Here is a 24,243-nt window from a genome sequence, read left to right on the forward strand (position 1 = left end):
ATCCTGTTCATAATGATTCTAAATTAATATTGTTCATATTTACTTTTGTCCTTATACATTATACCATAAATCATAATAATATTGCAGTTTTAGTTGCTTCATCACTAATATTTATTTTCAAGTTTCATTTGTTCAAATTTGGTTGGTGAGAGAAATGAGTTTTTACACTTATATCAACTATTTAATTTGGTAAAAGTATCGCGCCCTAATTATTATCTCCAAATAATGAGCATTGTGACTAGATTTAAATTAATGTGTTGAAAACAAACAACGCTCCTTTCCCAAATGGCAGGATAAAAAGTAAACTAATTGATAATATCTTAACATCGAAGGTTGTTTATAATGGTCTTCTGAAGAAAAAATAACCGGAAAAATACTAAGACATTTCTCTTTTTCGCCCTAAAATACCCTTCGCCCAAATAAATCAAACCTTCTTTTGGAACGATCTCCATCAACCTTGAAACGGTTCTATCTTGCGGAAGGCAAAACTTCTCCCTCTCATTTTCCCTGAAGAAATGGTTCAAAAGACTAAAAACATTCACAAAATCACCTCAGCATCCCAAAAAATTTTTTCTTCCCAATAGTAATATCTGCAAAAAAAAATCCGACTTTTTATTTCTCCCTACAAAATGAGAAAAAAATATATTATATATTTTTATATATTTATATTAATAAACATAAATACCTTATAGGCTGTCCCAAAAATTGACCCACACCTGGGTCAAAATTTGACCCAAAACTGTCCCATTTTTTGACCCAGGTGGATCAAAAATTTATCCTCTGAGGGTGGTGGGTGGGAATAGATAATAAATCTTAAAGTCAAAGCCTTTAAAAAAGTGTTCATAAGGGGCAAAACCCCTTAATGCTTAGGGATCAAAAGGGACGAAGTCCCTAAACTTCCCTCAAGCTTCCCAAACTTAAAAAATGGATCAAAAGGGGCGAAGCCCCTTCATCCTCTAAGGGCGGAGGGTGGGAATAGATAATAAAAATAATTTTCATAAATCGACAGCAATCTCAATAGCTAAGCTTTGAAAAAAAGGGATCACAAGGGACGAAGTCCCTAAACTTCCCTCAAGCTTCCCAAGCTTTAAAAAAGGGGATCAAAAGGGGCGAAGCCCCTTTAACCTCAAGGGGCGGTGGGCGGGAATAGATAAACAGTAAACAATTATTTACCACAATTTAAGTATTCTTACGGATACTATTAGTGGAGGTGAGAAAATGAAAGAAATAGTAGGATTAATCCCTGATCTTGTAAAAATGGTGGAAGTACCTGGTAACGGCAAAAAGAAAAAAGAAATCGTCCTAAACGCGGTGAGAGAATTCCTAAAATCCATCGGCAAATATTCTCCGATCATGGACCTAATAATCTCCATACTCATCGACGGAGTAGTAGCGATACTATTTCCAAAACCAGAAAAAGCATAAAATGATTTCTCCCCGGGGAAGCAAGGCAGGCAAACCAGGAAACACCCCAGAAGGGGTCTAAGGAAAAAAACACACAGGAGGTGGTAACACATGGCAATGAACTTAGAATCAAGAAAGGCAAAGATAGTCTGGATAAGCATAGTAGACGGAAAAGAAGAAAAAAAGTATAAAACCTACGACTTATTCACAAACGTAGAAGCAGACATAAAAACCGCCTTACAAGGATTAGTCTCACTCTGTGAAAACACCAACGCGGTCTATTACTTCGACGAAAGCTACGAAATAATCTAAAAAGGAGGAAATAGCGAATGAGAAGATTAAGAATGAAATTCTATGACTCAGCAGAAGGGAAAAGCAAAACCCTATCAGTTGACGGAGTATTAGAAACACTAACGCAAGCAGAAATAGAACCAATAATGCAAAGCTTGATAGGTGTATTAGTCCCAACAACCGCACAAGTAGACGAAGCAGAAATCGTTGAAACAACGACAAATGAAGTATTTAACCTCATTCAATAAAGAAAGGCACTCATGCCTCTTGACGGGGCATGAGTTTTTTTGATATATTAGTATACGCACGTATAATATACTTGTAAAAAAGGGGGAAACCACCATAAAACATCCAAACTACAACAAACTAACAGACAACGAATTAGTAACACTCTCCAAAAAAGGCGACAAAAAATCAAAAGAAACCCTATTCATCAAATACAAAGGCTTCCTTGTCAACGAAGCAAACAAACTCACCAAAAGTTGCGGCATAGACTTTGAAGACAGCTTTGGAAGTTTAACTTACCTCTTCCTATGTGCGATAGACAACTTCAATCTCAAAGGAAATTTCACAGGATACATGAAAAAATTCGTATTACTAAAAATTAAAAGCGACATTGGAAAAAGAAAAGCAAAAATGCCCTACGTACCAAAAGAGTACCCCTTTTACCTAAGAAACTTAGAAGAAGTAATGATTGTCGAAGAAGACCTAGCACACTACGAATAAATTTCTCTTCCAAATGTGCGGGCAGCAGAATGAAGAAATAAAGATTTTCTTCCTTGTGGGTGGGCTGCGGGGCGAAGGGGCGCTAACAAAGATACTTTTCCACATGGGTGGGGAGCGGGGGAAGGGCGCTAACAAAGATACTTTTCCTCATGGGTGGGCAGCGGGGGAAGGGCGCTAACAAAAACTAAGCACAGCCTACATAAAAAATCACAAAAATTAATTCACAAAAGTAAAAATCTGCTTTTAAAAAGGGTCACAGGGCGGAGCCCTCCCCCTGCTAGTTTAAGGGACCGTAGGTCCCTCTTCCACGTGGGCGTTAGATAAAACAGCATCATCCTCAATGAAAATGTAATGAAATTATAATAAAAATTTTGTTTTTATAAAAAATTGTGTTATAATTTCAGCGTTTCTTAATTCCATGAGAATATCTCAGGGGAGGTGCTCCCTATGTATATCGACATTAACACCCATCTTTTACCCAATGTTGATAATGGATCACAAACTCTTGAAGAAACGTTAAGAGAATTAAACAATTACAAACAACATGATATAACTCATGTTATCTTCACACTACACATAAACCATCCAACCATAAAAACAGACATAACAAAAATAAAAGAAAAATACGCAGAACTTAAAAAGACAATAGAATACAACACCGGTGTAAAAACCTATTTAGCCTCCGAATTATACCTCACTCCACAATATACCGAATTCATCCCATTCAACGATCACTTTGTGTTTATAACCCTACCCACACAAAAATTTCCATTATTTCTCCTCGACTCAATCTTTCAATTACAGTTGGATGGATACGATATCGTACTACTACAAGTTGAAAAATACGGCTGGCTTTTCGAAATGAAAGAAGTCCTTCACAGATTAAGAGAAATAAACGTTCATTTCTGTTTGAGCTTTAACGGCTTAAACTCAAAAGCGGCGAAATACTATATTAAAAGAAATTGGATCGATTTTCTGGCAACGAACAACAAAGCCAGCAACAACGAAAAAGAATTCAACCTAAACTTGTTCAAAAAATACTCTTACATAACTGAAAAGGCTTTTGACATCTTGAACATAAGCAATGTACCAGAATAAAACAATTTTTAATATTTGTTTAATATTTAATCGTTAAGATAATGTTATAATAAATCCTGAAAAACCTAACAGGGGGCTTGACTCGAAATTGCGAAAAGCAGCGGTTCACTTATTAGACATAGCGCTCATATTCATTATGAACGCATTCTTATTGAGCCTACCAATAAGCATTTCAATAATCTCATCTCTAATAATATACCTCGGGATATACTCCTTCAGAACATACGACACAGAAACAATGAAAAGTTACACAGAATCTTTAATAAAAACCACTGTTGGAACTCTTGTGAGTTTCATCGTTATACTAATTATCTACTTCTTCCTAAGTAAGTACTTCAACAGATACTTTTTCCTCACCAACCTATTGTACACAATAACCCTCTTGCCAATAATACATAAAATAGAATACAATATCTACGAAAAACACATGCCTGTAAAAAATTACCTCGTAATAGGTAGAAAAGAAGAAATAGGCAACATAATGCAAGAAATCTCAGAAAAAACGCTCAACAAAATAAAATTCACACAATACATAAACCCAAACCCAGTAACTCTCGATGAAATAATAAAACAAAACACACAAAAAGCATTAACGCAAACAATACACGGCATAGTAATAACAGACCCAGAATTAGAAGAAAAAGTAAAGCCACAGATACAAAACTACAAAGCAGAAGGCTTAGAGATTCAATACTTGCCGAACATGGTAGAAGAACACCTAAAACGTATACCAATAGAAGTAGCTCAAAAATTCAAAGAATATTATGAGGTGGTCTTTCAAAAAGTAGAAGAATACCCTTCAAAAAGATTTCTTGATATACTAATATCAGCCATCGCCTTAGTAATACTCTCCCCAGTAATACTAATATTGTCTCTAATAATACGCATTGAAGATGGCAAACCAGTGATATATAAACAAGAAAGAATAGGCCTCAACAACGAAAAATTCACAATGCATAAATTCAGAAGCATGAAAAATAACACAGAAAACAGTAACGCTAAATTCGCAACTGATGAACAAGACAGAATACTAAAAACAGGTAAAATAATTCGACCAATAAGGCTTGATGAGATACTACAGTTCTATGATATACTAAAAGGCGATATGTCTTTTGTAGGTCCAAGGCCTGAACAAATAAAATTCGTAGAAGAATACAACGAACTGATCCCTTTTTATTGGGCGAGGCACAAACTAAAGCCAGGCCTAACAGGCTGGGCACAGATCATGTACAAATACTCATCTAATTTAGAAGAAGTGAAAACAAAACTCAGCTATGACCTATACTACGTAAAAAACAGAGACATATTTCTTGATGTGAATATCGTGTTCAAAACCATAGAAGCGGTATTTTGGAAAAGGGGAGCGGTGTAGTGTCAAAGAAAATATTAATTCTAGCTAATCATATAGATTGGGTGTTTTCTTTAAGGAAAGAACTTATTGAAAGATTTATAAAAGATTATAGTGTTATCATTTCAATACCTTATAAAAAAACTGAAAAAATCGAATATTTTAAAAATATAGGGTGTGAATTTAAATATGTAAAATATGAAGCAAGATCTACTAACATTTTTAAAGAACTTGATTTAATAAAAGAATATAAAAAAATAATTAAACAAATAAAACCCGATATAATATTGACCTATACAATAAAACCAAATATATATGGAACTTACGTAGCTAAAAAATACAAGATACCTATTATTCTCAACATAACAGGGTTAGGATCTGGTTTTAATAATAATAGTATTAAACATTTGGTAACAAATATGTACAAATACGCTTGTAAAAATGCTTCTTTCATTTTTTTTCAAAATGAAGATAATTATAGATATTTTATAGACAATAAAATTGCAGAAAAAGCTAAATCCAAAATTCTACCAGGTTCAGGTGTTAATTTAGAAAAGTTTAAGCCTACGAAAAAATCAAAAGATGATGGGATAACAAGATTCCTTTTCATAGGTCGAATTATGAAAGAAAAAGGCATAGAAGAGTACTTAGAAGCTGCAAAATACATTTCTAATAAATATTCAAACGTAGAATTTCAAATCTTAGGCCCATTTGAAGAGGAAAAGTATAAAGAAGTAATTTTAAACCTTAACAACTCAAAAATAAAGTATTTAGGAATCTCTGAAGACGTAAGAGATCAAATTAAAGAAGTAGATTGCATTATAAACCCTACTTACCATGAAGGAATGTCAAATGTTCTATTAGAAGGAGCGGCTATGGGGAAGCCTCTTATTGCAACTAATATCCCAGGATGCAGAGAAATAGTTGAAGATGGCGCAAATGGGTATTTGTTTGAACCAAAAAACACACAAAAACTAATAGAAAAAATAGAACAGTTTTTAAAGTTATCTCCTTCCGAAAGGGAGAAGCTCGGGACAGCTGGAAGACAAAAAGTTGAAGAAAACTTCGACAGAAACATTGTGATAAAAGCATACCTTGAAACACTTAGAAAGATACTAAATTAGTGCGTGAGATATCAAGTATCTTAATTCATTAAGAAGGTGATTTAATGTCAAATGTTCTTGTAACAGGTGGAGCTGGATTCGTTGGATATCACCTTTCTAAAAAGATTTTAGACAATAACTTTTCAACTATAATTTTAGACAATTTGGATGATTATTACGATATCGAACTAAAATTAAAAAGATTGTCTCTTTTAGGAATTGATACTTCAGAAATCAAATATGGAAAAGAGCAAAAAAGTAAAATGTATCACAATCTTGGATTTGTAAGAGGAGATATATGTGATAAAGAGCTAGTAGAAGATCTCTTTTCTAAAAATAACCTAGATTATGTAGTTCATATGGCAGCAAGATCAGGAGCAAGAAATTCATTTTCTAATCCCCTAGAATATATAAAAAATAATGTCGAAGGCACTACTAATATTTTGGAAATTGCGAATAGATATAATGTTAAGCATTTTTTATTCACTTCCTCTAGTTCAGTTTATGGAAATATGGAAGAAAATAAAGATATGAGTGAATTGAAACCTATATCGTTGTATGGAGCTACCAAGTTATCTGCAGAAATAATCGCAGAAACATATGCCAAATCAAAAAAACTTCCAATAACAATATCAAGATTATTCTCCGTTTACGGCCCCTTAGGAAGACCAGATGGGTTTATATATAAATGTATAGAAAGCATAAAAAATGAAATATCTATTGAACTTTTTAACAATGGGGAAATGTGGCGTGACTTTATTTACGTAAAAGACGTGAGCGAAATATTATTTAGAATACTACTATCAATTCCTGAAAGGGGCTTCAAAGTATATGATGTGGGAAGTGGAAAAGCTACTAAAATAACCGAAGTGCTTCAAATCTTGGAAGAAATCTTAGGTAAAAAGTCAATAGTAAAAAATATCAGCGGAAGTAAAAACGAAAGCATAATAACAAAAGCGCATAATGAATTGATCTATCAAGATGTAAACCTCGAAAAAGTATCTGATTTGAAAGCAAATCTAACAGATTTTTTACAAACTCAGAAGGTCTATTAAAACTATAGACTATTCATAAAGTTATTACTTAGAAAAGATTAGAGACTTTGAAAATAAAATGATTTTAAAAAATAAGATTCTGATTGTAAAAGGGTTACAGGGCGAAGCCTTTCCACCAGCCGGCTGAGCGATTGCAGGTTTTTTCCTTTAACGGGCGGGCTGCGGGGCGAAGGGGAGCTAAAGAGTTTTTACATAAAGTATTGAAAAAATCCCCAGGAGGTCAAAAATTGATATCTAACTACAAAAAACTAGATAACACAAAAACATATTTAGTAACAGGTGCAGCTGGCTTTATAGGATTTCATCTCTCTAAAAGATTATTAAACGAAGGATGCAGTGTAATTGGATTGGACAACTTAAACGATTATTATGATGTAAACCTAAAAAAGGATCGGTTAAACATTTTAAATCAACAAGAAAAATTCAAATTTAAATATGTCGATTTAAAAGATAAAGAAAAATTAGAAAATATATTCAAAGAAAGTAAGATAGATATCGTCGTTAATCTAGCGGCTCAGGCTGGGGTAAGATACTCTATTCAAAATCCTGATGTTTACATTCAATCCAACGTAGTTGGTTTTCTAAATATATTAGAAATGTGTAGGCATTACAAAATAGAACATTTAGTTTATGCTTCATCGAGTTCAGTCTACGGATTGAATATAAAAATGCCTTTTTCGGTTCATGATAATGTAGACCATCCCTTAAGCTTGTATGCAGCAACTAAAAAGTCTAACGAATTGATGGCACACACTTACAGTCATTTATATGGACTACCAACAACAGGCTTGAGATTTTTTACTGTTTATGGCCCGTGGGGAAGACCCGATATGGCATTATTCTTATTCACTGAAGCTATTCTTAATGACAAACCAATAAAAGTATTCAATTATGGTAAAATGAAAAGAGATTTTACATACATTGACGATATAATTGAAGGGGTAGTAAGGGTATTAAACAACCCACCGCAACCAAATCCTAATTGGGATAAAAGAAACCCAGATCCCGGAACAAGTAGCGCTCCTTACAAAGTATACAACATTGGGAACAATAACCCTGTAGAATTGATGAAATTCATTGAAACATTAGAAGATAAATTAGGTAAAAAAGCAAAAAAAGAATTCTTACCTATGCAAGATGGAGACGTACCAGAAACCTACGCCGAGATAGATGATTTAGTAAAAGATTTTGGATTTAAACCAAGTACCAGTTTAAATGAAGGAATTGAACGATTTGTTGAGTGGTATAAGGAGTATTATTAAGTTTAAAAATTGAATTAAATTCTTATAAATATTATTTATATATATTTTTTAAAGGGTGAAGAATTTTGATTGCAGCAAAATCAAAAGAAAATATAGCAGAAAATTTATTAATGGTTTTGTTAATAACAATTTTAGGAATGGTAATTCTTTCTTTTCCCATTGAAGAAGGTATAGGTTTTGTTTCTTTTTTAGGAATTTTGATCATCACCTTAATAATTGGGGCTAAAAATCCTTCAATCAAAGTAGCTTTATTAATTGCCTTTATTGTTAGATTTACTCTTGCTTTAATACAGTTTTACGCTTTTCCCTTACCAGATTCTACAGCAGATGCCGTTACTTTTGAGAGAGTTGCTTGGGATATGGCTTCTCAAGGGAATTTAATCCAAACCTTCACTTTTGGTGCTCGTTTCTATTCTTGGATAATTAGTATTTTTTATTCCTTATTTGGTGTCCGAAGTCCCTTGTTTATGCAATCTTTAAATGTTTTACTTGGTATTTTAATAGTATTCAATGTATACAAGATAACGAAAATAATATATAATGATGAACGTGTAAGCTCCATAGCTGCTTTAATCGCCTCACTATATCCAACTTTAGCGCTGTACTCTGCAATAACTCTAAGAGAAGCCTTTTTCACTTATTTTGCAAGTGCAGGAATTATATTTTTTGTAAAATGGTTAAAAGAGAATAATATAAGCACATTCTTATTGGCTATTATTCTTTTTTTACTTTCATCTTTATTCCATACTGCTGGATTTTTCTTAATAATTTCAGCTTTCTTAGTCCTGCTTTTCGAAGTATTCAAATTTTTAAAGAAAATGAAGTTACCCGTGAGGAGAATTACTTTAGTATTTTTTGGAATAATTGTTATTGTTTTTATGATCACAAGCGGAGTAGGAACTGACAAAATTATTGGTTTCTTAATTTCCGAAGATCCAGCAGAAGCTTTAATAACAACGCAAATTGCATATCAAAGGGGAAGAACAGCTTTCCCAGCTTTTTTAATACAGGATTCTTTAATTGGAACGATATTAGTTTTACCCATTAGATTTTTATATTTTGTTTTTTCACCGTTTATCTGGGATATTTCTGCAGCTGCTGATATAGTCGGTCTAATTGATGCACTAATTCTTATCATTCTATTTTGGAATATATTCAAATTCAAAAGATATGATCAAAATAAAGATGTGGTAAAAATCATGACTTTTTTTCTAATACTAACATTACTAACAACTTCATTAGGTGTGAATAATGTTGGGGCTGCAATAAGGCACAGAACAAAGTTTGTTCCCATAATTATTTCACTAGCATCTTATAATCTTTTTTACAATTCAAAAGTTTTTAGGTTTATCAGGAGTATTTTTATAACCTAATGATGGAATTGAAAAGGACTATCGCACAAGAAGAGAGTTTAAATTTCTATAAATATATTATTATAAATTAAGATTCCTTGGAGGATTAACTGACCATGAAAATACTTCACATCATTAATAACTTAGGGTCAGGAGGGGCGGAAAAATTAATCGAAGATTTATTACCCTTGATGAACAATACAGATGGAGTTAAAGTAGACTTACTCTTATTAACCAATGAAAATAATGTATTTGATAAAAAACTGACTAAGAGCGGTATTCAAATAGAAATTGTCCCAACGAATAAAATCTATAATCTTTTAAATATTTATTATATTAGAAAATATATCAAAAAAGGACAATACGATGTGGTGAATGTTCATTTATTCCCCTCTCTTTATTGGGCTTCCTTTGCTTCAAAATTAATATTTAAAAATAAACCCAAATTTGTTTTCACTGAGCATAGTACACACAACCAAAGAAGAGAGAAAGGATATTTGAGAATAATAGAGAAATTTGTATATTCTAGTTATGATAAAATAATTTCTATAAGTCAACAAGCTGAGGATAATCTTATCAAATGGTTAAAACCAAAAAATAACGGTCGATTCATAATCATCGAAAATGGAATAGATCTAAAAAAATTCGAAGAAGCTAAGCCCTATCTTAAACGTGAAATTAATACAAAGTTCGACGAAGATACGAAGCTTATTTGTATGGTAGGTAGATTTTCAGAAGCTAAAGATCAACCCACATTGATAAAAGCAATGAACCATATCTCCTCGAATGTTCATCTTTTGTTAATTGGAGAAGGCCCTTTAAAAGAAAAAAATAAAGAGTTAGTGAAGCAGATAAATTTAGAAGATAGGGTCCACTTTTTAGGATTTAGAGACGATGTGCCTAGAATTCTAAAAACCGTAGATATAGTTGTTTTGTCCTCTAATTGGGAAGGACTCCCTTTATCAGCTGTTGAAGGAATGGCTGCTGGGAAACCTTTAATAGGCAGCAACGTTCCAGGAATTAAAGAAGTCGTAGAGAATTATGGATTGTTGTTTTCAAAAGGCAATAGTGAAGAATTAGCTAACAAAATAAATCAGCTCATTAATGATCCACTAAAATATAACAAAATTGCCAAAAAATGTCAACTAAGAGCAAATTCTTACAATATAGAAAAAATGGTCGATGAATATATTGAGCAATATAAGATATTGTTAAACTGTAAAAATCGTAAAATTTATAAGGATTGATTCCAGAGCAAAAAGCTCTTCTCAAATCTTTCGATTTTTATTTTCGTTGGTAAATTTAATTCCAGTTTTATTAACTACTATGGAAAAATCAAGAAGACAATAGAGTATATGAAAACACACCACAGAAAACCATTGTTGATAAGGCAAAACACAGAAGAATAATACAAACATATGGAAGAAATAGAAAGTACAAACGTTGTAATATACTGAAATGTGTAAGATAAGAAGAAACTTGAAGGGTTAAAGTGTGAGTTTTTGATGGATCGTATTTAAACCAAAGGAATGGCAAATACAACTAATTGTAAAAGTGAGCTAAAGTTCTAACGAGAAAATTTTTTATATAAGGGGCTTTATTATGGTAAAAATATCTGTGATTATACCTGCGTATAATGTTGAGAATTATATAGAAAAGACATTAAAAAGTTTAACTCTTCAGACGTTTAAAGATTTTGAAGTAATTATTGTTAATGATGGTTCTACCGATAATACTGAAAACAAAATAAATTCGATCTTAAAAAATGCAGATTTTCCCTGGAAATTGTTAAAACAACAAAATCAGGGCGCCAGTGCAGCAAGAAATAAGGGGTTATCTGAAGTAAAAGGAGAATATGTTTCCTTTCTTGACGGCGATGATTATTACAATGTTTTTTTTCTTGAAAAAATGTATAATAAAGCCAAGGAAAATGATTATGATATGGTTGTTTGCAGTTATATCTTAATCTCAGAAAATGAAAAAATTATCTCTAAATCGTTACAATTAGACGATCTTTTAGGTAAACCTTTGAATGGTAAAGATTTTCTAAAAATAATTTTGCAAAAAGAGATCCAGCCAACGATAAGCAGTATTATTTTCAAAAAAAAGTTATTGATCGACAATAATTTAATATTTACAAAAAAATGTACTAACGGAGAAGATGTGGAATTTTCGATAAAAGCTTTATTTCATTCTAGATTAGTAATTAGCGTTCCTGAACCTTTGGTGTTTTATGTCAAAAGGAAATCTTCTGCTAGCCAAGAAAGTACAGTAAGAGTCTTTCACTTTGTTGGAGCTATGAAAAGAGTTCTAAGGTACTTAGAAAAAAATCATGCTGAGGATGAATTATTATTTTTAATAAAGCACAAACGAATACCTCAAGCTTATATCACTTCGCTTGCCAAAATTTCTAAAAGTAAAAATCCTGAGAATAAAAAGATCTTATTAAAAGTTATTAAGAACCCAAAAGTCAAAGAGACTCTACTTAATTACCAACCAAAAAGTTGGAAAGAAAAGTTGAAATTGAAGACCTTAATTTATTTTCCCAGATTATTTTATTTAGTATATAATAAAAGATTAAATAACCTGGCTCTCCTCCAAAAAGTGTGGGTAGAAAAAATGAAAGATAAACTTATGATTAAATAATTTTGCAACTTTTAGAAAAATTGGAGGAGCTGAGGAGTGAAGAGAAAAAGCTAATATTTTTAAAATCAAAAAGTTCTTTTCTTTAAAGGGAGAGCGAAGGAATCGAGTTTTTTTATCACGAAACTATACAGTTAGTTTTAACAGAAAGTTCCATGAATAAACTAAAAGTTATTAAAAGGATAATGCATGGATGAAACAAATTTGAGATGCTGAGATAGAAAGTTCTTATTATTAGGAGGAGTAGATAGAGATCCATACTTAATGGATAGAATTAGTATTCGATGAGCAACAGTATTAGCACTGACTGTTGAATCTAATTCTCTATTGAAGAAATGCTGCTGGTGAGTTTTTCTAATTGCCTAAGCATCAGTCTGACTTCCCATAATTTAATTTCGTCAAAAAGGAGGAAAAATTTTGGTTTTAATTGTTTGTAGTACACCATTGCAAATTATGAATGCTTTAAATTTAAAGCTTACTCTTTTAAAAAATGATATAGTTGATTTAATTGTTTTAGATCATAGCAAAGACAATATAATTTATTATGAAGAGCTTAAAAAATCGAATTTTTTTAATGATTTGTTTTTTTTAAAATCTAAATATATGAATACTGATAATATCAAAATTAAATGGTTAAGATATTTAAAAGCTATTAACCATTATATAAGAAAAAATAAATTTCTTAGACAGTCTACTGGCTTTGATAAAAAATATGAAGAATTTTTTGTATGTTCACCAGACCTTCCTTCTCAGATCATATATTATCACTTAAAGAAAAATAATCCTTCAATAAGACTCAATATGCTAGAAGAGGGTACTTTTGCCTATCAATATTTTTTACCTCGATATAAGAATAAATTATTAAAAAGAATGTTTATTAAATTTGTTTTTGATGGAAATACACTTAAAAATTATCAAAGAGCTTATATTTATAGGCCAGATTTCATGGAAGAATCTGGAGAAAATATAGAGTTAAAAAAACTTCCATTTATTGATAGAAATAATAATGAAATCGTTCAAATTTTCAACAATGTCTTTGAATATAAAAATACAGATAACACAGAATGGGAACAAAAAGTATTTTACTTTGACCAACCGTTTCAATTTCAATCAATAAATGCAAATGTATTAAAGTTAGTTGATTTTATCAGCACGAAATTAGGCCCTAAATTTCAGTTGAATATTAAATTACATCCTAGAACTAATAAAAACATATTTGAAAATAAAGTAAATGTCATGCAGACTCGAGTACCTTTCGAATTTGTGGTTATGAATAATGAAGTAAAAGATAAAATATTAATATCAGTATTTTCATCAGCTTGCCTAAATCCAAAAATAATGTTTGACGAAGAACCATATGTGATACTATTATATAAAATAATTGACTTGCCGAGGCTGTGGAATTTAAATGAAAGAAACTTCAATTTGGCTTACAAAGTAAAAGAAAGTTATAAAGCCAAGAATAAGTTTTTTATTCCTGAAACTTTCGAAGAATTATCTGAAATTATTGACTTTTTACTTTATAATTCTCAACAATATTCTGAGAGTCAAATGAAAACGGAGAATGATTGATAAATACCAAAATAATTGTTATAATCTTTTTGTATTGTTCAAAAATTGAACGAAGGTGTTGAATATTATGCAAGATAATGAGATACTCATTTTAGAAGAATTAGAAAAGAATTCTAATATAACTCAAAGAGATCTTTCAGAAAAAACAGGTTTATCCTTGGGAATGGTGAATATACTTTTAAAAAAGTTCATCAAAAAAGGATTTGTTAAATTAGAAAGGTTAAACAGCAAGAGTTTCAGGTACATATTAACCCCAGAAGGATTCAAAGAAAAAAGTAAAAAGATAATAGAGTATATGAAGATATAGTATAGAAGAACATTGCTGATAAAACAAAACATAGAAAGAATAATACAAACATATGGAAGAAATAGAACTTACGTTCTATTTGGGAAAGATAAAGAGATGAAGGAAATAATAGAAGGAATATTGAAAGAGTTGAGAGTTAAATACATAACAGAAAACGATCATGAAAAAATAGAAAGCACAGACGTTGTACTATACTGGAATATTGAAGATAAGGAAAAACTTGAAGGCTTGAAGCGTGAGTTTTTGATGGGGGGAATATTATAATAATTATTTCCAAGCAAAACACTGAAAGAAAAAGCAAAAGATAATTCTTTAAATATTTTTATTGATATTTTGGTGAATATTATGGCAAATGCACATGAAAAATTATTAGAAATAGAAAAAGATGAAAGGCTACTTGAGTATAGATTCACTTTTGATGACTTTCTAATGTGGCCCGTTATTAGATGGACACTGTTTTCACAGACTATTAACGCACAATTGGATAACACTTATTCGAAAAATAATGTACCTGAAGAAATTGGATTGAGATTCAAAAATTTTACGGATTTGAGAGACTTAATAAAAAATAAGGTTAAAAATGAAAACGAACAAGATATTGAATATTACTTCAATAGTAATTGGAAAGAAAATTATAAGAAGTTTATAGAACAAGAAATAGGTATTACATTAAATAATAAAAATCGGAAAATCTTTTCTAAAACTAGTTAGCAGAAGCAAAAAGATGGTAAATATTTTGAACAAACGGAGGATTGAATTAATGAAAGTATTAGTTACAGGGTCAGAAGGATTCATCGGCTCACACTTAACTGAACTCTTAGTTGAAAAAGGCTTTGAAGTCAAAGGCTTTGTGCGGTATAATTTTAAAAACGATTGGGGCTGGCTCGAAGATTCCAAATATAAAAATGAGATAGAAATCTACACTGGAGACATAAGGGATTATGATTCTGTATATGATGCTATGAAAGACGTTGATGTTGTATTTCATTTGGCTGCTTTAATCGGAATTCCTTATTCATATATCTCTCCTCTTGCATATATAAAGACAAACACAGAAGGAACATATAATGTATTAGAAGCAGGTAAAAAACTGAAAATAGAAAGAATCATCCACACATCAACGAGTGAAATATACGGCACAGCACAATACGTACCAATAGATGAAAAACATCCGTACAATCCACAATCTCCGTATGCAGCGAGTAAAGCTGGAGCAGACCATTTGGCATTATCTTACTATAGATCCTTTGGAACTCCTGTTACTATTATAAGACCTTTCAACACATTTGGCCCAAGGCAGTCCGCTAGAGCCGTCATTCCAACGATAATAAGTCAAATCTTGGCAGGGAAAGAACGAATAAAACTTGGTAATTTAACTCCTACAAGAGATTTAAATTATGTAAAGGACATTGCAAATGGGTTTATAACTGTTGGTTTACATGAAAAAACAATAGGAGATGTGTACAATCTTGGAACGGGTGAAGAAATATCAATAAGAAATTTAGCCCAAAAGATCATACAATTAATTGGAAAAGACGTTGAAATAATCGAAGATACTCAAAGAGTAAGACCAGAAAAATCTGAAGTTGAAAGGTTATTATCCAATCCAGAAAAAGCAAAAAAAATTGCAGGATGGGAACCAAAGTACTCCTTAGAAGAAGGATTGAAAGAAACAATAGAATGGATTCAAGAAAATCTACAGTATTATAAGACTGACATATATAATATTTAATAGAGGTGGTTTTTATAAAACCAATATTACTTGATGCACCAAATTTAGGGGAATTAGAAAAAAAGTATTTGTGTGATTGTATTGACTCTACTTTTGTTTCTTCTGTTGGAGAAAACATAGGAATATTTGAAAATAAATTTGCTGAATATTTAAAAGCAAAAAAAGCCGTATCAACCCAAAGTGGAACCGCTGCGATTCATCTTGCTTTGTATGAATTAGGAATTGGACCAGGTGATGAAGTAATTATACCTGTACTTACGTTTGTTGCAACAGTAAATCCCATAAAATACGTTGGGGCAACCCCAGTTTTTGTTGATGTTGACCCTGAAACTTGGAATATGGATCCAAATGAAATAGAAAAACACATAACAAACAAAACAAAGGCTATAATACCAGTCCATTTATACGGTAACCCCTGCGATATGGACAAAATAATGGAAATATCAAAAAAATATAATGTACCAGTTATCGAGGATGCAACAGAGAGTTTGGGAGCATCATATAAAGATAAATTCACAGGAACTTTTGGGGAAATAAATGCTTTTAGCTTTAATGGAAATAAGATCATGACAACCGGTGGCGGAGGTATGATTGTAACAAACAATGAAAAAAAAGCTGATCATCTTAAGTTTTTAGTCAACCAAGCTCGAGACGAAAGCAAAGGCTATTATCATCCGGAAATAGGATTCAATTACAGAATGACAAACTTAGAAGCAAGCTTAGGCTTAGCTCAATTTGAAAGACTTCCTGACTTCCTAAACAAAAAAAGAAAGTTTGCAGAAATATACAAACAAGGCTTTGAAAACAACGAAAAAATAACCTTTCAAAAGTCTTATGAAGGTGCTGTAAGCTCATATTGGTTACCTTCAATAAAAGTTGAATCCCATAAAACTATACCAGAAATTCAAAAGGAATTGAAAGAAAAAGGGATACCAACACGAAGAATCTTTGTGCCAATTGTAGAATTTCCACCTTATAAAGAGTATAAGAAAGAAGAATACAAAAATGCCTATGAAATATATGAAAAAGGACTAAATTTACCAGGATCAACAATGAACGATTTTGAACAGATTGAATATATAGTAAAGGTGTTGAATAATGTCAAATAGCATAGTGTTAGTTGGTGGAGGGGGACATTGTAAAGTAGTCCTTGATGTAATTAAAGAAAATAATTATTATGATGAAATCTGTATAAGTGATCTAAAAGAAAATATTGGTAAAGAAATATTAGATATAAGAATAGAATACACTGATGATCAACTAGATGATTTGTTTAAAAAAGGAATTAGCTTTGCATTTGTTTCGATGGGAAAGATAAATATTAATGATCAGAGAATGAAATTATACAAAAAAATCAAAAATATTGGTTTTAATATTCCAAAAATAATTTCAAAGTCTTCAAACGTTTCTATTTATACAGAAATAAGTGAGGGAACATTTGTTGGGAAAAACGCTGTTATTAATCCAGGGGTTAAAATTGGCAAAAACTGTATAATAAACACAGGTGCAATTGTAGAACATGACTGTATAATTAGGGATAATGTCCATATAGGGCCAGGTGCCGTTTTGAGTGGGGGAGTAACGGTGGGAGAAAATTCATTTATTGGAACGGGAGCTATGATAACTCAATATTTAAACATAGCAAGTAACACATTGATAGGTGCTGGAGCAGTAGTTGTAAAAGATATCAATGAACCTGGGGTATATGTAGGGAATCCGGCTAAAGAAATAAGGAAGGAATAAAACACATGAAAAAAATATGTTTTTTTACAGGAACTCGAGCTGAGTATGGGCTATTATATCCTTTAATGAAATTAATAAAAGAAAAAAATGAGTACGAACTTCAAATAATTGCATCTGGAATGCATCTTTCACCCGAATTTGGATTAACTTATAAAGAAATAGAAAAAGATGGCTTTAAAATAAATGAAAAAATAGAGATAGTTATGTCAAGCGATTCAGACATAGGAATTAATAAAGCAATAGGTCTTGGTTTAATAAGTTTTTCTGAGACGTTAAAACGTTTAGAGCCTGATATATTAATCATACTTGGAGATAGATTTGAAGCACTTTCAATGGCTATCGCTTCTTATATAATGAAAATACCTATTGCTCACATTCATGGAGGAGAAAGAACTGAAGGAGCTATCGATGAAGGAATTAGACATTCTATTACAAAGATGAGCTATTTGCATTTTACCTCTACGGCAGAATATAGGAAAAGAGTGGTTCAATTGGGGGAAAATCCTGAAAGGGTTTTTAATGTAGGTGCAATTGGATTAGACAATATTAAAAATTTAAAATTATTATCTAAGGAACAAATAGAAAAATCGCTTAGTTTTAAATTTGGCAATAAAAATATTTTGTTTACTTATCATCCCACTACATTAAACACTGATCAATTGAAGCAAGAAGTAGATGAAATTTTTAAAGCGTTAGAAAAATTAATTAAAATAGGATACAAAATTATAATAACAAAAAGTAACGCAGATGAAGGTGGAAGATTTATAAATCAATTTATTGATAAATTTTCTGTAAGTCAAAAAGATAAAGTATTTGTATCTACGAATTTTGGAACGTTAAAATATCTATCTATTATGCGTTATGTAGATTTCGTCTTGGGAAATTCTTCAAGTGGGATTGTAGAAGCTCCATCTTTAAATGTTCCAACAATAAATATCGGAGAAAGACAAAAAGGGAGAGTTAGAGGAAATAGTATAATTGACGTGAGCCCATCGGAAGAAGAAATACTTAGAGCGGTAAGTATTGCACAAAATATGGATAGAAAAAAAATCAATAATCCGTACGACCAGGGTGGGGCAGCCCGGCAAATTTATGATGTTTTAAAGGATTATCTCGAAAATAATAAAATAAATTTAAAAAAAGAATTTTATGATATAAAATTTTCTATATGAAAGGGTGATTCCTATGCTAAAAAAAGGAGTTTTTATTATTGCAGAAGCTGGAGTTAATCACAATGGTGATATAAACTTAGCATACAAACTAATCGATGAAGCAAAAGAAGCTGGGGCAGATGCGGTTAAATTCCAAACATTTAAAGCGGAAAAAGGCATTTCCAAATATACAAAAATGGCCAGTTATCAAAGAAAGAATTTAGGAGAAGAAATATCACAAATTGATATGGTAAAAAGGTTGGAATTATCATACAATGATTTTGAAAAGTTGAAAAATTATTGCGATAAGAAAGACATAATTTTTTTGTCTACACCTTTTGACGAAGAAAGCGTGGATTTTTTGGACAAATTAGTACCATATTATAAAATTCCTTCAGGGGAAATTGTGAATTATCCATATCTAAAGCATATTGCAAGTAAAAATAAACTAATAATAATGTCCACAGGAATGGCCAACTTGTCGAATGTAGAAAAGGCTTTAGATACAATACATTCAGTGAATAAAACGGTAGAAATCTATTTACTTCATTGTACTACTAACTATCCCTGTCCATATGATGAAGTTAATCTAAAAGCTATGTTGACGTTAAAAGAAGCTTTTAAGCTTCCTGTAGGGTACTCTGATCACACACTTGGAATAGAAGTACCTATTGCAGCAGTTGCTTTAGGAGCTCAAGTAATAGAAAAACATTTCACTTTAGATAAAAATATGCCTGGACCAGATCATAAAGCTTCTTTAACCCCCCCCGAATTAAAAAGCATGGTAAAAGCAATTAGAAATATTGAAATTGCCTTAGGAACTGGAATAAAAAAACCCAATAAAAGTGAAGAAGAAATAGAAAACGTTGTTAGAAAAAAATTAGTAGCTTCAAGAGATATAGAAGCTGGAAAAATCATATCAGAAAAAGATATTGCTATAAAAAGATCTAATGAAGGACTAGCTCCTGAGTTTTTAGACATCATAGTTGGTAAGAAAATAATCAAAGAAATAAAAGAAGATGAAGGTTATACTTGGCAGCATTTTATGGAGGAATAACTTATGTACAATAATAAAAGTTTTTTAGCTATAATTCCTGCAAGGGGTGGGTCAAAAGGAATAAAAGATAAGAATATAATTAATCTAAAAGGTAAACCATTAGTAGCTTATACTATAGAAGCGGCAAAAGAATCTCAGGTATTTGATGAAATTATAGTTTCAACGGATTCTTTAAAAATTGCTGAAATATCAAAAAGTTTTGGTGCCAAAGTCCCTTTTCTGAGACCAAAGGAGTTGGCTACTGATAATGCTAAAAGTGTAGACGTCATTCTTCATGCTTTGAATTACTACATAAACCAAAACGCAGAATTTGATTATTTTATGTTATTACAGCCAACATCGCCTTTAAGAAATTCCAAAGACATTAAAAATGCTGTTAATTTATTGTTTGAAAAAAATGCTAATTCAGTAGTTAGCGTTTGTGAGACTGAACATTCACCATTATGGAGTAATACACTTCCAGATGATTTGTCACTTGCAAATTTCATTAAACAAGAAATAAAAAATATACCAAGACAAGAATTGCCAAAGTATTACAGAATAAATGGAGTTCTATATATTTCCAATGTTGATTTTTTCATTAGAGAGAAAGATTTTTACGGAGAAAAAAGTTATGCATATATCATGCCACCTGAGAGATCTATAGATATCGACAACTTGGTCGATTTGAAATTAGCAGAGATATTGTTAGGGGGCGACTATGAAGATAAAAGAGATCAATGATTTTACTTTGATAAGTAAAGATGCAACTATGGATCAGATAATTGAGAATTTGAACAAATCAACTTATAAAATACTTTTTGTTTCTGAAAACAACAAAATCCTTGGCACCCTTACTGATGGAGATATTAGAAGATATATTTATGACAAAAAAAATAACTTATCGAAGTTAAAAGCTATAGACATGATGAATTCAAAATTTAAATATATATATGAAGATGAATATGAAAAGCTATCATATAATGATCTTCTAAAATACAATGTTGAATACTTGCCAATTTTAAACAAGAACATGGAGATTATCAAGGTAATAAGAATCCCCATAAATTTTCAAGAAATATCAAAACTAAAAACAAAAGTCTTGATAATGGCTGGGGGGAAAGGCACAAGGCTTTACCCTTTAACTAAGGTTGTTCCTAAACCTTTGGTACCTTTTAGAGATAAAACAATAATAGAACAAATAATGGAGCAATTTATAAATTCTGGATTCGATGAGTTTATTTTAAGCGTTAATTACAAAAAAGAGCTTATTAAAAATTATTTTATGGACTTAAAGTATGATATTAAATACATTGAAGAAAAAGATTTTCTTGGAACAGCGGGGAGCATATCTTATCTAAGGTTTTACGATATAACAAAACCTTTTTTTGTTGCAAATTGTGATGTTTTATTAAATATCGATTTTTCCGAAGTGCTTGAATATCATTTGAAAGAAAATGCTGATATTACCATTATTTCTTCAAAAGAAAATATCGATGTTGCTTACGGAGTAATAAGATTTGACGAAAAGAACAATTTTTTGCAAATAGATGAAAAGCCTAATTACGAATTTTTTGTAAATACAGGTATATACGTTCTAAATCCAGAAATAGTTGACTTAATCGATTTAGAAGAAAAGATAGATATGCCTGAATTATTAAAAAGAGCAATGGTCGCTAATAAAACCATAAAAGTTTATCAATCGAGATCAAAAATGACTGACATTGGTCAATGGGAATATTATAAAAGATTTTTGCAGTTGAAACAGTACAATAATTCTTCGCATTAAAAGTTCGTTTTTAAAACTGAGCAAAATTATGGGAAATTTAGTTTTTTCACTTTTTAACAGGTTAAAAATATAGAAATTTTTAAGGAAAAAGAAAGTAATATGAAGAAGGTAGAAAATGATAGATTCAATTAAAAAGATAATGAACAACAGGGTAGTTAAAGCAGGTAGTTGGTATACTTTTACTAATTTTTTTACAAAAGGGATAGCCCTGTTAACACTACCTATTTTTACAAGATTGTTAAGTACAACAGACTATGGAATAGTGTCTCTCTTTACTTCTTGGGCGGGCATTTTTTCAGTAATCATTAGTTTAGATTTAGCTTGGTCTACCCAAAGAGGAAAATTTGAATTCAAGGATGATTACAATAGGTATATTTCGAGTGTTGTATTTTTATCGTTATTGATATTTTCATCCTTTTTGTTATTGTTTATAATATTCTCAGATTTTTTCTCTAATATAACCTCTCTCTCAAAAGGTCTATTTTTTATAATGGTCTTCCATTCGTATTTTCAATTCATGCACAATTTATCCTTTGCAAAGTTTCAAGTGGAATATAAATATAAAGTAGTTTCTATTATTACGATCTTTAGCTCTATTATCGGAGTATTACTTTCAATCTATTTAATACGAAATTTTTTTGTAGGTAGTTCTTATTTAGGTAGGATATTAGGTACTTTCCTTCCAAATGCAATTCTTTCTATCTCCTTTATATTTTATTTTTTGCTGAAAGGGAGAGAATTTGTAAATCTAAATTACTGGAAATATGCGTTGGTTTTCTCAGTGCCTTTTATTTTGCATAATATTTCCGGAATTATTAATGCCCAATTTGACAGAATTATAATAAATCAATATTTAGGGCCATCGGAAACTGGTATTTATTCTTTTGCCTACAATGTAGGTATGATAGTAAGTGTTTTTTTTATGTCTATTAATCAAGCTTACATTCCTTATTATCTGGAAAAGATGGAAAATAGGGAATATAAAAAGATCCTCTTTATTTCAAAAAATTATAGGAACTTATTTATTATTTTTTATAGCGTAATACTCTTTATTTCCCCAGAAATAGTTAAATTAATGGCAGAGAAGAGTTATTGGGAAGGTTTAGGTATAATTCCCTACATCTTTTTGGCTTATTTTTTTAACTTTATGTATAATTTTGAAACCAACACTGAGTACTATTATAAAAAAACACAATATATACCTATTGGAACTATGTTAGCGGCTGCAGTTAATGTAATTTTAAATTACATCTTCATACCTAAATATGGATATTTTGCAGCAGCTATTACTACAGATATTTCATATTTTGTTTTATTTGTTTTCCACTATTTAATTACCAAATATAAAATGAAGAAGCCTATGTTTGGATTGAGATTCCACCTGGTTTCATTTTTTGCTGCGATTGGAATAACCTTATCCTTTATAATTATAAAAGATCTAGTTTTCGTCAGATATGCGTTGGCAGGTTCTACATTGATAATAGGGTTAATATTCTTAGAAAGGAGTGTAGCAAATAATGAATGAAAAAAAACCTATATTGAGTTTTTGTATTCCCACATATAACAGAGCAGATTTCGTAGTGAAAAGTGTTAAAAGTATATTGAAATATCAAGGGGACGATATTGAAGTTGTAGTTTCAGATAACGGCTCAACTGATGATACCGTTAAAAAATTAAAAGAAATTCATGATAATAGGCTGAAAATATCTTCAAACGAGTCGAATTTTGGTTTTGAATTTAATCTAGTTAAAGTGTTAAAGTTGGCTCATGGAGACTTTCTTTTTTTATTAAGTGATGAGGATACTATTTTGAGCGAAAAAATTAATAAATTGATAAAAATTTTAAAAAATGAGAATTATGGGTTGATTGTAACTTCTTTAAAAGATGATAACTTAACTAATGCTAATATGGTTGAAGCCAAAAATTATAACTTGAAAAAATTGATCAAAAATGTATTGAGACCAGTTTATCAATTGGTTAAGTACAGAAGAGTTATTACAAAAAATGGATATATGGTTTATTATTCTAAAAATTCATTTGATAAAATCAACACAATGAAGTTAATTTTTGCTAGAACTTATTTGACTGGAATAATTCTAAAGCGAGATTTAATATACAAAGATTCTTTTGATATCGATAATTTACTCTCAAAAGATTTTGCCATTTATCCGTTTGTATTTCTTATGCTGTTAATTAACAAAAGAAGCCGTACACTTTTTACCCAAGAATCATATGCTCTCAGAAATACCGCCCCTTCTCACAGTTATGCCTTGGATGAAAAAAAAGAACACGGAGTACCATACCCACATCCTCTTTCTAGATATTGGCAAATGCAATGCCAAATGAAATGGTTAGAAGAATTAGGTCTGAATCAGGATGAGAAAAAAATATTGAGTGCTTACTTGTTTGAAAGGTTTATTTATGCTTGCATAGGTAATTATGAAAGATTCACTTCTGAAAATGAAAAAAAATTATCTCCCAAAGAACTAAAAAAAGAAGCAAAATATTATTTATATTTATCGAGACAAAAAATGAAAGAAATAAACAATTATGCAGATTATCAAAATAAATTGCTGGTTTTAGGAGATGACTTCTTGAATAAAATAATTTATAGGTGATTCTCACAGGGAA

The 24,243-nt window shown here is 30.8% G+C and carries 25 protein-coding genes; all 25 read left to right on the forward strand.

The features are described 5' to 3' along the window. Positions 1 to 1,218 precede the first annotated feature (1,218 nt). Positions 1,219 to 1,425 carry a hypothetical protein gene (locus tag X925_RS04755; RefSeq protein WP_103066948.1) on the forward strand — a complete coding sequence of 69 codons (207 nt, stop codon included), beginning with the start codon at positions 1,219 to 1,221 and terminating at the stop codon, positions 1,423 to 1,425. A 90-nt stretch (positions 1,426 to 1,515) separates the two neighbouring features. Next, the gene (locus X925_RS04760; protein WP_121959284.1) at positions 1,516 to 1,716 is read left to right on the forward strand and encodes a hypothetical protein; all 201 of its coding nucleotides are present in this window, start codon (positions 1,516 to 1,518) and stop codon (positions 1,714 to 1,716) included. Positions 1,717 to 1,733: 17 nt separating this feature from the next. After that, a complete protein-coding gene (locus tag X925_RS04765) occupies positions 1,734 to 1,943 on the forward strand; it encodes a DUF2922 domain-containing protein (protein WP_012209090.1) in 210 nt (69 codons plus the stop codon). Positions 1,944 to 2,274: 331 nt separating this feature from the next. Continuing rightward, positions 2,275 to 2,421 (forward strand): hypothetical protein, encoded by a 147-nt coding sequence (locus X925_RS10310; RefSeq protein ID WP_158245421.1) that lies wholly within the window; start codon positions 2,275 to 2,277, stop codon positions 2,419 to 2,421. Between the two features lie 447 nt (positions 2,422 to 2,868). After that, complete coding sequence (locus X925_RS04770; RefSeq protein ID WP_121959285.1) at positions 2,869 to 3,519, forward strand: CpsB/CapC family capsule biosynthesis tyrosine phosphatase; 651 nt, start codon at positions 2,869 to 2,871, stop codon at positions 3,517 to 3,519. Between the two features lie 88 nt (positions 3,520 to 3,607). Continuing rightward, positions 3,608 to 4,891 carry an exopolysaccharide biosynthesis polyprenyl glycosylphosphotransferase gene (locus X925_RS04775; RefSeq protein ID WP_121959286.1) on the forward strand — a complete coding sequence of 428 codons (1,284 nt, stop codon included), beginning with the start codon at positions 3,608 to 3,610 and terminating at the stop codon, positions 4,889 to 4,891. Next, positions 4,891 to 5,991: a glycosyltransferase family 4 protein gene (locus X925_RS04780; RefSeq protein WP_103876961.1), complete on the forward strand. Its 1,101-nt coding sequence runs from the start codon at positions 4,891 to 4,893 to the stop codon at positions 5,989 to 5,991. Before X925_RS04775 ends, X925_RS04780 begins: the two co-directional genes overlap by 1 nt. Positions 5,992 to 6,035: 44 nt before the next feature. Continuing rightward, positions 6,036 to 7,025, forward strand: a complete 990-nt coding sequence (locus X925_RS04785) for an NAD-dependent epimerase/dehydratase family protein (RefSeq protein ID WP_103876962.1) — start codon at positions 6,036 to 6,038, stop codon at positions 7,023 to 7,025. A gap of 227 nt (positions 7,026 to 7,252) precedes the next feature. Continuing rightward, positions 7,253 to 8,287, forward strand: a complete 1,035-nt coding sequence (locus X925_RS04790; protein ID WP_103876963.1) for an NAD-dependent epimerase — start codon at positions 7,253 to 7,255, stop codon at positions 8,285 to 8,287. 65 nt (positions 8,288 to 8,352) lie between these two features. Further along, positions 8,353 to 9,660, forward strand: coding sequence for a glycosyltransferase family 39 protein (locus X925_RS04795; RefSeq protein ID WP_103876964.1), 1,308 nt, complete (start codon positions 8,353 to 8,355; stop codon positions 9,658 to 9,660). A gap of 95 nt (positions 9,661 to 9,755) precedes the next feature. After that, positions 9,756 to 10,886: a glycosyltransferase gene (locus tag X925_RS04800; protein ID WP_103876965.1), complete on the forward strand. Its 1,131-nt coding sequence runs from the start codon at positions 9,756 to 9,758 to the stop codon at positions 10,884 to 10,886. 355 nt (positions 10,887 to 11,241) lie between these two features. Then, positions 11,242 to 12,285, forward strand: coding sequence for a glycosyltransferase family 2 protein (locus X925_RS04805; protein WP_103876966.1), 1,044 nt, complete (start codon positions 11,242 to 11,244; stop codon positions 12,283 to 12,285). Positions 12,286 to 12,699: 414 nt separating this feature from the next. Continuing rightward, positions 12,700 to 13,854, forward strand: a complete 1,155-nt coding sequence (locus X925_RS04810) for a hypothetical protein (protein ID WP_103876967.1) — start codon at positions 12,700 to 12,702, stop codon at positions 13,852 to 13,854. A 67-nt stretch (positions 13,855 to 13,921) separates the two neighbouring features. Beyond that, entirely contained in the window at positions 13,922 to 14,161 is a 240-nt protein-coding gene (locus X925_RS10415; protein WP_233187738.1) for a winged helix-turn-helix transcriptional regulator, read from the forward strand. A gap of 12 nt (positions 14,162 to 14,173) precedes the next feature. Beyond that, positions 14,174 to 14,425 carry a hypothetical protein gene (locus tag X925_RS10420; RefSeq protein ID WP_233187739.1) on the forward strand — a complete coding sequence of 84 codons (252 nt, stop codon included), beginning with the start codon at positions 14,174 to 14,176 and terminating at the stop codon, positions 14,423 to 14,425. A gap of 81 nt (positions 14,426 to 14,506) precedes the next feature. Next, positions 14,507 to 14,872 carry a hypothetical protein gene (locus X925_RS04820; RefSeq protein ID WP_121959287.1) on the forward strand — a complete coding sequence of 122 codons (366 nt, stop codon included), beginning with the start codon at positions 14,507 to 14,509 and terminating at the stop codon, positions 14,870 to 14,872. Between the two features lie 49 nt (positions 14,873 to 14,921). Next, positions 14,922 to 15,893, forward strand: coding sequence for an NAD-dependent 4,6-dehydratase LegB (locus X925_RS04825; RefSeq protein WP_121959288.1), 972 nt, complete (start codon positions 14,922 to 14,924; stop codon positions 15,891 to 15,893). Positions 15,894 to 15,898: 5 nt separating this feature from the next. Next, the gene (locus tag X925_RS04830; protein WP_233187740.1) at positions 15,899 to 17,002 is read left to right on the forward strand and encodes a LegC family aminotransferase; all 1,104 of its coding nucleotides are present in this window, start codon (positions 15,899 to 15,901) and stop codon (positions 17,000 to 17,002) included. Further along, positions 16,992 to 17,636, forward strand: a complete 645-nt coding sequence (locus X925_RS04835) for an acetyltransferase (RefSeq protein ID WP_121959289.1) — start codon at positions 16,992 to 16,994, stop codon at positions 17,634 to 17,636. The genes X925_RS04830 and X925_RS04835 overlap by 11 nt, the downstream gene beginning before the upstream one ends. A gap of 5 nt (positions 17,637 to 17,641) precedes the next feature. Beyond that, positions 17,642 to 18,808, forward strand: a complete 1,167-nt coding sequence (gene neuC / locus X925_RS04840) for a UDP-N-acetylglucosamine 2-epimerase (protein WP_121959290.1) — start codon at positions 17,642 to 17,644, stop codon at positions 18,806 to 18,808. A gap of 13 nt (positions 18,809 to 18,821) precedes the next feature. Next, positions 18,822 to 19,844 (forward strand): N-acetylneuraminate synthase, encoded by a 1,023-nt coding sequence (gene neuB / locus X925_RS04845; protein WP_121959291.1) that lies wholly within the window; start codon positions 18,822 to 18,824, stop codon positions 19,842 to 19,844. A 3-nt stretch (positions 19,845 to 19,847) separates the two neighbouring features. Next, positions 19,848 to 20,567 (forward strand): cytidylyltransferase domain-containing protein, encoded by a 720-nt coding sequence (locus X925_RS04850; protein ID WP_121959292.1) that lies wholly within the window; start codon positions 19,848 to 19,850, stop codon positions 20,565 to 20,567. Further along, positions 20,545 to 21,612, forward strand: a complete 1,068-nt coding sequence (locus tag X925_RS04855; protein ID WP_121959293.1) for a sugar phosphate nucleotidyltransferase — start codon at positions 20,545 to 20,547, stop codon at positions 21,610 to 21,612. The genes X925_RS04850 and X925_RS04855 overlap by 23 nt, the downstream gene beginning before the upstream one ends. 115 nt (positions 21,613 to 21,727) lie before the next feature. Next, a complete protein-coding gene (locus X925_RS04860) occupies positions 21,728 to 23,137 on the forward strand; it encodes an oligosaccharide flippase family protein (RefSeq protein ID WP_121959294.1) in 1,410 nt (469 codons plus the stop codon). Further along, complete coding sequence (locus tag X925_RS04865; RefSeq protein ID WP_121959295.1) at positions 23,130 to 24,230, forward strand: glycosyltransferase family 2 protein; 1,101 nt, start codon at positions 23,130 to 23,132, stop codon at positions 24,228 to 24,230. The genes X925_RS04860 and X925_RS04865 overlap by 8 nt, the downstream gene beginning before the upstream one ends. Positions 24,231 to 24,243: the final 13 nt, after the last annotated feature.

It is taken from the genome of Petrotoga sp. 9T1HF07.CasAA.8.2, assembly GCF_002895585.1.
Lineage (GTDB): Bacteria > Thermotogota > Thermotogae > Petrotogales > Petrotogaceae > Petrotoga > Petrotoga mobilis.

Coding starts and splice junctions, on each gene's coding strand:
- X925_RS04760 (WP_121959284.1), top strand. CDS start 1,516: ATGGCAATGAACTTAGAATCAAGAAAGGCAAAGATAGTCTGGATAAGC.
- X925_RS04860 (WP_121959294.1), top strand. CDS start 21,728: ATGATAGATTCAATTAAAAAGATAATGAACAACAGGGTAGTTAAAGCA.
- neuC (WP_121959290.1), top strand. CDS start 17,642: ATGAAAAAAATATGTTTTTTTACAGGAACTCGAGCTGAGTATGGGCTA.
- neuB (WP_121959291.1), top strand. CDS start 18,822: ATGCTAAAAAAAGGAGTTTTTATTATTGCAGAAGCTGGAGTTAATCAC.
- X925_RS10310 (WP_158245421.1), top strand. CDS start 2,275: ATGAAAAAATTCGTATTACTAAAAATTAAAAGCGACATTGGAAAAAGA.
- X925_RS04785 (WP_103876962.1), top strand. CDS start 6,036: ATGTCAAATGTTCTTGTAACAGGTGGAGCTGGATTCGTTGGATATCAC.
- X925_RS04865 (WP_121959295.1), top strand. CDS start 23,130: ATGAATGAAAAAAAACCTATATTGAGTTTTTGTATTCCCACATATAAC.
- X925_RS04820 (WP_121959287.1), top strand. CDS start 14,507: ATGGCAAATGCACATGAAAAATTATTAGAAATAGAAAAAGATGAAAGG.
- X925_RS04770 (WP_121959285.1), top strand. CDS start 2,869: ATGTATATCGACATTAACACCCATCTTTTACCCAATGTTGATAATGGA.
- X925_RS04835 (WP_121959289.1), top strand. CDS start 16,992: ATGTCAAATAGCATAGTGTTAGTTGGTGGAGGGGGACATTGTAAAGTA.
- X925_RS04800 (WP_103876965.1), top strand. CDS start 9,756: ATGAAAATACTTCACATCATTAATAACTTAGGGTCAGGAGGGGCGGAA.
- X925_RS04755 (WP_103066948.1), top strand. CDS start 1,219: ATGAAAGAAATAGTAGGATTAATCCCTGATCTTGTAAAAATGGTGGAA.
- X925_RS04850 (WP_121959292.1), top strand. CDS start 19,848: ATGTACAATAATAAAAGTTTTTTAGCTATAATTCCTGCAAGGGGTGGG.
- X925_RS04855 (WP_121959293.1), top strand. CDS start 20,545: ATGAAGATAAAAGAGATCAATGATTTTACTTTGATAAGTAAAGATGCA.
- X925_RS04825 (WP_121959288.1), top strand. CDS start 14,922: ATGAAAGTATTAGTTACAGGGTCAGAAGGATTCATCGGCTCACACTTA.
- X925_RS10415 (WP_233187738.1), top strand. CDS start 13,922: ATGCAAGATAATGAGATACTCATTTTAGAAGAATTAGAAAAGAATTCT.
- X925_RS04805 (WP_103876966.1), top strand. CDS start 11,242: ATGGTAAAAATATCTGTGATTATACCTGCGTATAATGTTGAGAATTAT.
- X925_RS04765 (WP_012209090.1), top strand. CDS start 1,734: ATGAGAAGATTAAGAATGAAATTCTATGACTCAGCAGAAGGGAAAAGC.